The organism is Gillisia limnaea DSM 15749 (assembly GCF_000243235.1).
Lineage (GTDB): Bacteria > Bacteroidota > Bacteroidia > Flavobacteriales > Flavobacteriaceae > Gillisia > Gillisia limnaea.
In genome coordinates this window covers 156,848-169,796 of record NZ_JH594606.1, presented here as the reverse complement: position 1 = coordinate 169,796, position 12,949 = coordinate 156,848, and the positions used below count along the sequence as shown (strand labels likewise).

General features: G+C 38.2%; 9 protein-coding genes. 8 read left to right on the top strand and 1 reads right to left on the bottom strand.

Annotated elements, in window-relative coordinates:
- Positions 1-4 precede the first annotated feature (4 nt).
- The 6 genes from GILLI_RS02585 to bshA all read left to right on the top strand — a co-directional run bounded on the left by GILLI_RS02585 (position 5) and on the right by bshA (position 8,011).
- On the top strand, positions 5-955 hold the full coding sequence (locus GILLI_RS02585; protein ID WP_006987568.1) for an MlaD family protein: 951 nt from the start codon (positions 5-7) through the stop codon (positions 953-955).
- Between the two features lie 6 nt (positions 956-961).
- Positions 962-2,302, top strand: coding sequence for a 4Fe-4S dicluster domain-containing protein (locus GILLI_RS02580; RefSeq protein WP_006987567.1), 1,341 nt, complete (start codon positions 962-964; stop codon positions 2,300-2,302).
- A gap of 32 nt (positions 2,303-2,334) precedes the next feature.
- Positions 2,335-3,126, top strand: coding sequence for a (Fe-S)-binding protein (locus GILLI_RS02575; RefSeq protein WP_006987566.1), 792 nt, complete (start codon positions 2,335-2,337; stop codon positions 3,124-3,126).
- A 114-nt stretch (positions 3,127-3,240) separates the two neighbouring features.
- Positions 3,241-3,726, top strand: coding sequence for a hypothetical protein (locus tag GILLI_RS02570; protein WP_006987565.1), 486 nt, complete (start codon positions 3,241-3,243; stop codon positions 3,724-3,726).
- Positions 3,727-3,765: 39 nt separating this feature from the next.
- Positions 3,766-6,705, top strand: a complete 2,940-nt coding sequence (locus tag GILLI_RS02565) for a serine hydrolase domain-containing protein (protein WP_245545590.1) — start codon at positions 3,766-3,768, stop codon at positions 6,703-6,705.
- 166 nt (positions 6,706-6,871) lie between these two features.
- The gene (bshA, locus tag GILLI_RS02560; protein ID WP_006987563.1) at positions 6,872-8,011 is read left to right on the top strand and encodes an N-acetyl-alpha-D-glucosaminyl L-malate synthase BshA; all 1,140 of its coding nucleotides are present in this window, start codon (positions 6,872-6,874) and stop codon (positions 8,009-8,011) included.
- A gap of 149 nt (positions 8,012-8,160) precedes the next feature.
- On the opposite strand, the gene GILLI_RS02555 is transcribed toward bshA, so the two are convergent.
- Positions 8,161-8,655, bottom strand: a complete 495-nt coding sequence (locus GILLI_RS02555) for a hypothetical protein (protein WP_006987562.1) — start codon at positions 8,653-8,655, stop codon at positions 8,161-8,163.
- Positions 8,656-8,772: 117 nt separating this feature from the next.
- Here GILLI_RS02555 and GILLI_RS02550 point away from each other — a divergent pair, with 117 nt between their 5' ends.
- Entirely contained in the window at positions 8,773-11,715 is a 2,943-nt protein-coding gene (locus GILLI_RS02550; RefSeq protein ID WP_006987561.1) for an FAD-binding and (Fe-S)-binding domain-containing protein, read from the top strand.
- A gap of 144 nt (positions 11,716-11,859) precedes the next feature.
- Positions 11,860-12,948 (top strand): chorismate synthase, encoded by a 1,089-nt coding sequence (gene aroC / locus GILLI_RS02545; protein ID WP_006987560.1) that lies wholly within the window; start codon positions 11,860-11,862, stop codon positions 12,946-12,948.
- The last annotated feature ends 1 nt before the right edge of the window (position 12,949 follow it).

The following is a 12,949-nucleotide window of genomic DNA, read 5'->3' as shown; positions in this document are numbered from 1 at the left end:
ACTTTTGAAATATACTAAAGAGCTTAAAACCGGAATTTTGGCTGTGGTAGCTATTGTAATACTGATATTTGGATATAGTTATCTTAAAGGTCAAAACCTCCTCGACTCAAATAGGATTTTTCATGCAGTTTATGCAGATGTCGAAGGTTTATCTGCTTCCTCACCAGTCACTATCAATGGTATGAAAGTAGGACAGGTAACCAATATTTCTTTTTTGGATGAACGAGGTCTCCTTGTAGTAACCTTTAATGTTGACAATGACTTTAAATTTTCCAAAAACAGTTTGGCTCAAATTTATGGAGGTGGATTAATTGGAGGAAAATCCCTTGCAATAGTTCCTGAATATGAACCGGGAATGTTAGCAAAAACAGGAGACACACTTCCAAGCGCTATTGAGGAAGGAATTATGGAACTTGTAAATGAGCGACTTACACCTTTACAGGTAAAGGTTGAGCGTGCAATAGTTAGTACAGACTCCTTGCTAACTGCTTTTAATGAAGTTTTAGACACTGAAACAAGGAACAATATCAAAAATACTTTTAATGACCTTTCCGAGACGGTTCGTTCATTTAAGAATACCGCAGAATCGCTCGATGGAATCGTATCGGGAAATTCAGAAAAATTAGACAGGACCTTTTCGAACCTGGATGAAATGTCCGGTAACTTTAATAAATTCTCAGACACACTTGCACAAATAGACCTAAACGGTATGTCTGGAGATCTTGAAAAGATAATTGCAGACTTTGAAAAAATCTCAAATAATCTAAGCAGTGGGCAGGGTACTGCTGGAAAATTATTGACGGATGATGCGGTGTATGATAATTTGGACCGGGCTACAAAACAAATGGAGCAATTGCTTCAGGATATAAAATTGAATCCAAAACGTTATGTTCATTTTTCTGTCTTCGGAAAAAGACCGGGACCCTATGATGCTCCTAATGATTCCTTAAAATAATAGTCTATGGAACTTATTACTCAGCTTATTTTTTTAATAGTTCTGGTTGCTGGAATTGCTTTTTTCACCTATAATATCAGGAAAGTCATCCGCAACATAAAATTAGGTAGAAAAGTTGACCGTTCAAATAATTCTGGAGAACGTTGGGCGAAAATGGGCCGTATTGCAATAGGTCAATCTAAAATGGTTAAGAAACCGGTTTCCGGGATTCTTCACATTATTGTTTATGTAGGATTTATCATTATTAATATTGAAGTTCTGGAGATAATTATCGATGGTATTTTTGGTACGCACCGCATCCTCTCTTTTTTAGGCGGTTTTTATAACTTCCTTATTGGCTCATTTGAAATACTCGCATTTCTTGTTTTTGTTGGAGTGATTATTTTCTGGATACGCAGGAATGTCACAAATATATATCGTTTTATAGGGAATGATTTAAAAGGCTGGCCAAAAAATGATGCTAATTACATTCTTTATTTTGAAATGGTCTTAATGATCTTATTTTTGCTAATGAATGCTACAGATTACCAGTTACAACTTAACAATGCCATTGGTTATGTGAAAGAGGCTGGAATCGCCGGATCTTTCCCGGTAAGTCAATACCTGCTTCCTTTATTTGAAGGAATAAGCACGGCCAGTCTAATTATTGTTGAAAGAACTGCCTGGTGGTTGCATGTCATAGGAATTTTGATTTTTTTAAATTACTTATATTACTCCAAGCATTTGCATATTTTACTTGCGTTTCCAAATGTGTTTCTGTCAAAACTTAGTCCTAAGGGTGAATTTGACAACTTGCAATCTGTTACAAATGAAGTAAAGTTAATGATGGATCCGGATGCCAATCCATACGAAACACCTGTAGAAGATGGGGAAACGGATGTTCCGGAAAAATTTGGGGCTTCAGATGTTATGGACTTAAACCAGGTGCAGTTATTGAATTCCTATACCTGTACAGAATGCGGAAGATGCACTGCAGAATGTCCTGCAAATCTAACAGGAAAGAAATTATCTCCCAGAAAAATAATGATGGATACCCGTGACAGGCTGGAAGAAGTAGGGGAAATCATCAATAAAAAAGGGAAATTTGAAGATGATGGCAAGCAGCTTCTGGATGATTATATCCTTAGAGAAGAGCTTTGGGCCTGTACTACCTGTAATGCCTGTGTAGAGGCGTGTCCTGTAGGAATTGATCCCTTATCCATTATTCTTGACATGAGAAGATACCTTGTTATGGAACAAAGCGCGGCACCAAATGAATTGGCTATTTCCATGACCAATATAGAAAACAATGGTGCTCCCTGGCCCTATAATCAAATGGACCGTCTTAACTGGGCAAAGGAAAATTAAAAAAATAAAGAATTTAGTTTAAAAAATATAAAATGGCAGAAGCACTAAAAGTTCCAACAATGGCAGAATATATGGCGGAAGGTAAAAAACCGGAAGTTCTATTTTGGGTGGGGTGTATGGGAAGTTTTGATGACCGGGCAAAAAAGGTTACTAAAGCATTTGTAAAACTATTACATGAGGCTAAAGTGGATTTTGCTGTATTAGGAACCGAAGAAAGTTGTACCGGAGACCCAGCAAAAAGGGCTGGAAACGAATTTCTCTTTCAAATGCAGGCGGCAACAAATATTGAAGTTTTAAATGGGTACGAAATCAAAAAAGTTGTAACTGCCTGCCCGCATTGTTTCAATACTATTAAAAATGAATATCCTGCCCTTGGTGGGAATTACGAAGTAATGCATCATACTACCTTTTTAAAATCATTATTGGAGGAAGGAAGGCTTACCGTACAGGGAGGGAAATTTAAAGGAAAGCGTATCACCTTTCATGACCCTTGTTACCTGGGACGTGGAAATAATATATATGAAGCACCAAGAGACTTACTTAGGAAACTTGAAGTGGAACTTGTTGAAATGCGAAAATGCAAACAAAATGCGCTTTGTTGTGGTGCTGGTGGTGGGCAAATGTTTAAAGATGCTGAACCTGGAAATAAAGAGGTAAATATCAAAAGGACCGAACAGGCTATGGAAGTAAAACCTGAAATTATCGCAGCAGGTTGTCCATTTTGCAGCACGATGATGACAGATGGTGTTAAAGGAAAAGATCAGGAAGGTGAAATTGAAATAATGGATGTTGCTGAGATGATCGCCAATGCTCACGACTTATAGATCTCACTAAGTTTTAACCTTTCTACTAAGGTTAATTTCGTTAATTAACGGGTACTATATTTGAAGCTACGTCTTAATAAATTAGCTTTGTAAAAACAAAATCCACAAATAAAAATGTTAGTACCATTTGAATCTTTACCTGAAACTTCCAAAGTATGGATTTATCAGGCAAACAGGTCTTTTTCAGATCAGGAAATTCAGGAAATCACCAGTAAATTAGAGAATTTTATCACCCAATGGACCGCTCATGGGTCGACTTTAAATGCATCTTTCGAGATTCGTTACAAACGCTTTATAATCCTCGCGCTGGATCAGAAAATAAATGCTGCTTCCGGATGTTCCATAGATGCTTCAGTTCATTTCATTCAGCAATTAGAAAAGGAATACGGTGTGGATTTGCTCGATAAAATGAACGTTAGTTATAAACAGGGAGAATTCATCGCATATAAACAGCTCAATGATTTCAGAAAAATGGCAAAAGAAAAAGCTGTTTCCCCAAAAACCATCGTCTTTAATAATCTTGTCAATACTAAAGCGGAATATCTTTCAGATTGGGAAGTACCTGCTTCTGAAAGCTGGCACAACCGCTTTTTAAAATAGAGGAGAACAATGAAGCCCTTTCTGCTTTACCTAATTACAATGCTATTTAGCATATTTTCATCGATCACTGTTTTTTCACAACCAATAGACCCGCTTATAACCTCAGATTTTAGTGAGCAAAGGCAATGGGTAGACAGTATTTATGACGGTATGAGCCTGCAGGAAAAAGTAGGGCAATTGTTCATGGTAGATGTTTTTTCCAACCAATCAAAAGGGCTTACAGATAAGATAAACGTTCTTATTAAGGAAGAAAAAATTGGAGGGATAATATTTTCAAAAGGCGGGCCGCAAAGACAGGCAACGCTAAATAATCAATATCAGGAACTTTCTAAAGTTCCGCTTTTAATAGGCATGGATGCAGAATGGGGGCTGGCAATGCGGTTAGATTCAACCTTTGCCCTGCCATGGAATATGACATTAGGTGCATTGAAAAGTCTTCATTTAATTGAAGAGGCAGGGGCTGCTATATCTCGTAATTCCAGGCGATTAGGTGTTCATGTAAATTTTGCTCCCGTTATAGATATTAACACGAATCCCGAAAATCCCATCATTGGAAATCGCTCTTTTGGAGAAGAGAAAAGTAACGTAACCGAAAAGGCGGTTGCCTTTATGAAGGGTATGCATCGCGAAGGCATATTATCCAGCGCGAAACATTTCCCCGGGCATGGCGATACACAAACAGATTCTCATAAAACACTGCCTACCGTTTCCTTTTCCAAAAAAAGGATTGAGGAGATTGAACTTTATCCTTACAGAAAATTGATTGAGGAAGGAGTTTCATCTGTAATGATCGCTCACCTTAATGTTCCTGCCCTTGAAGAAAAGCAAAATTCCCCGTCCTCTACATCCAAAGCAATCGTCACAGATCTTCTCAAGGATAAAATGGGATTTAATGGTCTTATCTTTACAGATGCTCTTAATATGAAGGGAGCTTCTAACTATAAAAATCCCGGGGAAATAGATTTGGCTGCGTTTTTAGCCGGGAATGATATATTACTAATCTCTGAAGATATCCCAAAGGCAAAAAACAAAATAATTGAAGCTTACCAGGAAGGGATAATTTCAGAAGAACGTTTGGCACATTCTGTTAGAAAGATACTTTTCGCAAAATATAAGGCTGGATTAAATAATTATAAACCTGTAGATACTGTTAACTTAATTCAGGATCTAAATACAGTTCAGGATAAGGTGCTGTATGATGATTTAGTGGAAAATGCTATTACTCTTATTAAAAATGATATGGGTATGCTTCCTATTCGAAATCTGGAAAACCTGAAAATTGCTTATGTGAATTTTGGAGATGCAGATGGTGCTCCTTTCTTTAATCAGTTATCCAGATACGCAGATGTAGACTGGGTTAAAGCAAACAAAATTGAAGAGTTACTGGAAAAACTAAAGGCCTATAACCAGGTGATTATTGGATTTCATAAGTCTGATAAATCTCCCTGGGCTGGTTATAAATTCAGTACAGAAGAACAATTATGGATTCACGAGATCGCACGGAATAACAGAACGATCCTGGATATTTTTACCAGACCCTACGCACTTAGTGATCTTAAATCTACCAGCAATATAGAAGGGATTGTATTAAGCTACCAAAACTCGGTAATTGCACAGGAAAAATCAGCTCAAATAATTTTTGGGGCATTGGCAGCAAAGGGAAAACTTCCGGTGAGCATTGGGGATAATTTCCCGGAGGGCACAGGCTATATCTCCAAAAAACTGGATCGTTTATCCTATGGGTTACCGGAATCGGTGGGGATGGATTCGAAAATTTTAAATAAGATTGATTCTTTAATAACATTGGCAATCGATTCAAAAATGACTCCAGGCCTCCAGGTGATTGTAGCCAGAAAGGGAAAAGTGGTTTTTGAGCGTAATGCCGGTTTTCACACCTATGAAAAGATCATTCCTGTAACAAATTCCTCGATCTATGATCTGGCTTCGCTCACAAAGATCCTTGCAAGCCTCCCGTTGATCATGCAGCTTGAGGAAAATGGAACCCTGAATTTTGATTCCAAATTAGGAGATCTAATGCCTTATTTTAAAGGCTCCAATAAGGAAGACATCCGCTTACAGGATCTTCTGCTTCATTATGGAAGGCTAAAGGCCTGGCTGCCTCTGTATGTTCCAACTATAGATAAAGCTACCAAACGCCCGTCCATAAAATACTACAGGGAAGAAGCTGCCGAAGGGTATTCCCTCCCTGTTGCTGAAAAAATGTTTATCCGAAATGACATTCGTGATTCTATATTGGGGGAGATCAGAAAAAGTGGCTTAGAGCGTGAAATTGGTTATAAATACAGTGATCTTCCATTCTACATGATGAAATATTATCTCGAGGACCACTTTAAAGCTTCGTTGGATTTTACTACACAAGAGGAGCTTTACAAACCGCTGGGAGCGAATTTTACAACGTATTCACCAAGAGAAAAATTCGATCTTGAGCAAATTGTCCCTACAGAAGTTGATAATTTATGGAGAAGGCAATTGGTTCATGGTTATGTACATGATCAGGGCGCTGCAATGCAGGGTGGAATAGGAGGTCATGCGGGTTTATTCAGCAATGCAAATGATGTAGCCAAAATCATGCAGCTATATTTAAATGGCGGATATTATGGAGGAAAGCGCTATCTTAAACAGGAAACTATAGATAAGTTTAATAACTGTTATTATTGTGAAAAAAATGTAAGGCGGGGAGTAGGTTTCGACAAACCACAGCTTGGAAAATCGGGGCCAACCTGTGGTTGTGCGTCTTTATCAAGTTTTGGACATAGCGGATTTACAGGTACTTTTGCCTGGGCAGATCCGGAAGAAGAAATTGTTTATGTGTTTTTATCAAACCGGACTTTTCCCGATGTTGATAACAGGAAATTGATAAGGGAGGATATCCGTTCTAAAATACAGCAGATTATTTATGAATCCCTGCTTTTTGATGAATATCCCGGTTTGGATGCCAGTATTACGGAAACCGAATAAACAGAACAGGCTTCAGAATAATCTGGTTCATTCTTAAAGAGATGTAAAACGAGCAAACCGCTAACCCGAAGCAAGCACGAAACAACCTGCCTGCTTTTATACCGGATATGTAAATTATTCCGGATTGTTATAGGGAGACCAATAAAAAAACAATAAAAATATACAAATGAAAATTGCTATTGTTTGCTATCCTACTTTTGGTGGAAGTGGAGTTGTTGCTACAGAACTGGGATTAGCCCTTTCAAAAAGAGGTCATGAAATCCACTTTATAACCTACAAACAGCCGGTGCGATTGGAACAACTCACTGGAAATGTACATTTTCATGAAGTTCACGTTCCGGAATATCCATTATTCCATTTTCAACCCTACGAACTTGCATTAAGCAGTAAGTTGGTAGATATGGTGAAACTTTATAAAATTGAACTTTTGCACGTTCATTATGCAATTCCTCATGCCTATGCGGGTTATATGGCCAAAAAAATGCTGGAAGAAGATGGCATTTTTATCCCAATGGTTACTACCCTGCACGGCACAGATATCACCCTTGTAGGAAATCATCCCTTTTATAAACCAGCGGTGACCTTCAGTATTAACAAGAGTGATGTGGTGACATCTGTATCTGAAAGTTTGAAACAGGATACCTTGAATCTATTTCAAATCACGAAGGATATCAATGTAGTGCCTAATTTTATTGATGTTACAAAATCAACAAAGAAATATATAGATTGCCAACGTTCTCTTATGGCAAATGAAGATGAAAAAATAATTACCCATGTAAGTAATTTCAGGCCTGTGAAAAGAATTATGGATGTGATCCATATTTTTAATAAAATTCAAAACCAGATAAAGTCAAAACTAATTATGGTGGGGGAAGGCCCAGAGAAAGAAAAAGCGGAAGACCTGGTCAAGGAACTGGGCCTCCAGAACAGGGTAGTGTTTTTGGGAGAAAGCAATGAAATAGATAAGATCCTTTGTTTTTCAGATCTGTTCCTATTGCCTTCAGAAAAAGAAAGTTTTGGACTCGCAGCTCTGGAAGCTATGGTAAATGGAGTTCCGGTAATCTCCACAAACAGCGGAGGTCTTCCGGAAGTAAATTCTCACGGATTTTCTGGCTATTTATGTGAAATTGGGAATGTAGAAGAAATGGCAAATTTCGGGATTTCAATTCTGGAAGACGAAGATAATTTAGAAAAATTTAAGCTCAACGCCTGGAAGCAGGCTAAAAAATTCGATATTAATAAAATTGTGCCTTTGTATGAAGATCTCTATACCAAGGCTCTTTCCGAAATAGAAAAAACGGTTTAAAACCGGTAAAATTACAAGAGAGCCTTCCAGGAGTTTTGTCTTTAAATATCAAAACCCATAATAACATAGGATTTTATTATTCAAAAATAAACATAAAAAAAACGCTTCAAATTTTACTTTGAAGCGTTTAATAAGTTATTCTTTATAATCTAGAACTGGTATCTAAGACCAAGTGCTATATCCGGTGAAAAGGCATCATAAACATCATCATCGCCAAAACCAAATTCAGGTCTGAAATCCAATGAAATCAACAATGGAATATCAAAATTGTATTCAATACCAATATTTCCAGCTGCTAAAATGAAAACTTCATCATCCCGGTTATCAAAACGGTCATTATCATAATCTACACTTCCAACACCGGCCCCAATACCTGCATACCAGTTAAATCCACCTTCAATGTTCCAAACCCATTGATAAAGACCCACCAACTTAACAGCATCGTATCTATTGCTGTCATTTCTCCAACCTAAGTCTAACTCAAGTCTGTTGTTGTCGCCAAGTGCTCGTTGGTAAGAAACCTCTGCACCAAAACCATTCCCACCACCAAATCTTAAACCAAGGGCGTTTGGTGAAATAGTCTGGGCATGTGATGCCATAGTAGCTCCAATTGCAAAAATTGCTAAGAAAAATAATTTCTTCATATCTGTCGTTTTTTGTTTTTAAAATCTCGAACAAATTTAACTGTTAAAATGAAATGTGTATCCCGTAAAAAGCCAATCTCTTGTTAATATTCATTAAGATTCTGTTAACCAAAACCTATGAAAATTCGTATTTTTAACGCAATTATGGAAAAAATGCTATTTAAATTAGGGCAAGATATTGAAGGTGAGCTTCTTGTAGACACATTGCATAAAAGCATTTATGCTACAGATGCCTCGGTTTACCGCGAAATTCCTCTGGCGGTTTGTTACCCCAGGACGGTTTCAGACCTTAAACTTTTAATTGCATTCGCCAGGGAACATAAAACTGGTCTTATTCCCAGAACCGCAGGTACCTCGCTTGCCGGACAATGTGTGGGAAGCGGAATTGTTGTAGATGTTTCTAAATATTTTAATAAGATCATTAAGATCGATCCTCAAAATAAAACTGCGGTTGTACAACCGGGAGTAATACGGGATGACCTAAACCGGGAACTCGAAAAATTTGGATTGTTCTTTGGTCCAAATACATCGACCTCCAACAGGTGTATGATAGGAGGGATGGTAGGTAATAATTCCAGCGGTACAACTTCCATAAAATACGGTACAACACGCGATAAGATCCTCGGGCTAAAAACTATATTAAGCGATGGATCTCTGGTTGCGTTCTCTTCTGTTTCTACCGAAGAATTTAAGCTGAAAATGAATTTGAAGACCCTGGAGGGAGCCATCTATAAAGAATTATATGAAAAACTAGCTCCGGCTGATGTGCAGCAGGAAATTAAAGACAAATTTCCGCGTGAGGAAATTCACCGAAGGAATACAGGATATGCAATTGATGAGTTGATTAAAACAGAAATATTTTCTGGTGAAGGATTGGAATTTGATCTCTGTAAATTGCTTGCAGGAAGTGAGGGCACATTGGCGTTTACCACAGAGATCACTTTGCAACTGGATCCTCTTCAGCCTAAATATACTGCGATGGTTGCAGCGCATTTCTCAAGTATTGAAGATTGTATGCTCGCTGTTGTACCGGCGATGGAAAGTTCTTTGTATACCTGTGAAATGATGGACAAGATCATTTTGGATTGTACCAAACAGAATTTAAAATACAGCGAAAACAGGTTTTTTATAGAAGGCGATCCAAAGGCGATCCTGATGTTGGAATTAAGATCCAATTCCCGGGAAGCTTTGCTGGACCAAACTCAGGTTTTATTAGAAAGGTTAAGGAAATCTGGATTGAGTTATGCCTTGCCGGTTTTGATGGATGAACAAATCGATTTAGCATTGGAACTGCGAAAAGCGGGGCTTGGCCTTTTAGGAAATATGGTGGGAGACAGAAAAGCCGTTGCCTGTATTGAAGATACCGCAGTAGCTCTTCCCGATCTTGCAAACTATATCATTGAATTTACCCGGATAATGAAAAACTACGGGCAGGATGCGGTGTATTATGCGCATGCCGGGGCAGGAGAATTGCATTTACGTCCTATTTTAAATCTAAAGAAAACCGAAGATGTCGCGCTTTTCAGGAAAATCACCGAAGAAGTTGCTGTATTGGTGAAAAAATATAAAGGTTCATTGAGTGGCGAACACGGGGACGGCAGGTTGCGGGCGGAGTTTATAGAATTTATGATAGGCCCTAAAAATTATGAGCTCCTAAAAGTGGTTAAAAACACTTTTGATCCTGATAATATTTTCAATCCCGGCAAGATCGTAAATGCCCCGCCAATGGATACTTCCCTGCGATTTGTTCCCAATAGGGAAGAACCGGAAGTAAAAACCCTGATGGATTTTTCAGATTCTGAAGGTATTCTGAGATTGGCAGAAAAATGCAACGGAAGCGGTGATTGCAGAAAATCTGTAGAAGCAGGTGGAACGATGTGTCCCAGTTACAGAGCTACAACAAATGAAAAAGATACCACCAGGGCCAGGGCAAATGCACTAAGGGAATTCTTAACAAACTCTGATAAACCAAATAAATTTGACCACGAGGAACTAAAAGAGGTTTTTGATCTATGTATAAGTTGTAAGGGCTGTAAAAGTGAATGTCCTTCTAATGTGGATGTAGCAGCATTAAAAGCGGAGTTTCTGTTTCAATATCAAAAATCAAATGGAAAATCATTAAGAAGTAAGGCATTTGCCCAAAATGGAAAGATGAATAAGTTTGCTTCCCAAACTCCGGGAATTGCTAATTTTTTCTTCGGAAACACCTTCACCTCCGGGATCGCAAAAAAAATAATGGGTATAGCTCCGGAGCGGAGCCTGCCAAAACTTTCAAAGCAAAACCTGTGGAGTTACTATAAGCATAACAAAGCACGATTGGAGGTCGCTAACCCTATTTCTACAATCTATTTGTTTAATGATGAATTCACTAATTACCTGGATGCAGGAATAGGTATAGATACCTTGGAATTATTGAGTAAATTGAACTACCAGGTGATCATCCTCGAAAATGCAGAAAGTGGAAGGAGTCATATTTCCAAAGGTTTTTTGGAGGAGGCAAAGGAGCTTGCAAATAAGAACATCAAACTGTTTAAGGATAAAATTTCGAGTGAAAGTCCGCTAATAGGAATAGAGCCTTCTGCTATTTTAACATTTAGGGATGAATACTTACGCCTGGCCGATGAACCTTCTGCAGCGAAAAATCTGGCTGTAAACTGTTTTATGATAGAAGAATTTCTAAAAAAAGAGATTTCAGCTGGAAATATTAAAGAAGAATCTTTTACTTCAGAAAAAAAGATTTTGAAAATTCATGCACATTGCCATCAAAAAGCGATGTCCAATTCAGCAGTGACCTTTGACATCCTAAATTTCCCAAAGAATTATAAACCAACTATTATTTCTTCGGGTTGCTGTGGAATGGCAGGTTCTTTCGGCTATGAAAAAGAGCATTATGTAATAAGTATGAAAATTGGGGAGCAAAGCCTTTTTCCGGCGTTAAGAAAAGCTTCCGAAGAAACTATTATTGCAGCAAATGGAACCAGTTGCCGACACCAAATTGCTGACGGGACTCAACGAAATGCAAAACATCCTGTTACAATTTTAAGGGAGGCATTGGTTTAAGGTTTTAGGATCGTTTTCCCGGCAATTAAAAACTCTTCAAAATTAGCAATTCCGGAAAGGGCTGCTTTGATGAAAATTACTTTTATCTGAAATTACATTTTTTATTATGTAGTTAAAAAATTACATTTGTTCAAAATCAACTATATGGCCGGGAATTCTTTCGGGAAACTATTCAAACTTACTACGTTCGGTGAATCTCATGGAAAGGCGATTGGTGGTATAATAGATGGATGTCCTGCGGGGCTTTCCCTTGATCTTGAAAAGATCCAGGACGAACTAAATAAACGCCGACCGGGACAATCGGCAATAGTAACTCAACGTAAGGAACCAGATACAGTAGAGTTCTTATCGGGTATCTTTGAAGGAAAAACCACCGGAACTCCTATTGGTTTTGTTATTCAAAATGCCGACCAGAAGTCTAAAGATTACTCTCATATTAAAGATACCTACCGGCCATCCCATGCCGATTATACCTATGATGAAAAATATGGGGTACGGGATTACCGTGGAGGCGGTAGATCTTCGGCTCGTGAAACTGCAAGCCGGGTTGTAGGAGGTGCTATTGCAAAACAATTGGTTTCGGAAATTACATTTTTGACATTTACGTCATCCGTAGGAGCTATAAAAATGCAAAAAAATTATTGGGAGATTGATGCAGACTTAATAGAAGCCAACCCTGTTCGTTGCCCCGATCCTGCTTCCGCAGAAAAAATGGAGGCGTACATTCGTGAGATCCGTTCACAGGGAGATACTATAGGAGGAACGGTTCAGTGTGTAATAAAAAATGTTCCAAAAGGTCTTGGCGAACCTGTATTTGATAAACTCCATGCCGAATTGGGCAAAGCGATGCTTTCCATAAATGCCGTTAAAGGTTTTGAATTTGGAAGTGGCTTTGAAGGAACAAAAATGAAAGGCAGCGAACATAATGATATTTTTAATCCCGATGGGAGTACCACTACAAATTTAAGCGGTGGTATTCAGGGAGGTATTTCCAACGGAATGGATATTTATTTCAATGTAGCCTTTAAACCGGTTGCAACGCTTATTCAAAAACAACAAACCATCAATTCTAAAGGAGAAACAGTGGAAATGCAGGGCAAAGGAAGACACGATCCTTGTGTGGTTCCACGTGCGGTTCCAATCGTTGAAGCCATGGCAGCACTTGTTATAGCCGATTTTATGTTGCAGAACAGATCATCTAAAATAGAATCAAATTTTTTGAAAAATCTATAAA

Coding starts and splice junctions, on each gene's coding strand:
- GILLI_RS02580 (WP_006987567.1), top strand. CDS start 962: ATGGAACTTATTACTCAGCTTATTTTTTTAATAGTTCTGGTTGCTGGA.
- GILLI_RS02570 (WP_006987565.1), top strand. CDS start 3,241: ATGTTAGTACCATTTGAATCTTTACCTGAAACTTCCAAAGTATGGATT.
- GILLI_RS02555 (WP_006987562.1), bottom strand. CDS start 8,655: ATGAAGAAATTATTTTTCTTAGCAATTTTTGCAATTGGAGCTACTATG.
- GILLI_RS02550 (WP_006987561.1), top strand. CDS start 8,773: ATGAAAATTCGTATTTTTAACGCAATTATGGAAAAAATGCTATTTAAA.
- bshA (WP_006987563.1), top strand. CDS start 6,872: ATGAAAATTGCTATTGTTTGCTATCCTACTTTTGGTGGAAGTGGAGTT.
- aroC (WP_006987560.1), top strand. CDS start 11,860: ATGGCCGGGAATTCTTTCGGGAAACTATTCAAACTTACTACGTTCGGT.
- GILLI_RS02575 (WP_006987566.1), top strand. CDS start 2,335: ATGGCAGAAGCACTAAAAGTTCCAACAATGGCAGAATATATGGCGGAA.
- GILLI_RS02565 (WP_245545590.1), top strand. CDS start 3,766: ATGCTATTTAGCATATTTTCATCGATCACTGTTTTTTCACAACCAATA.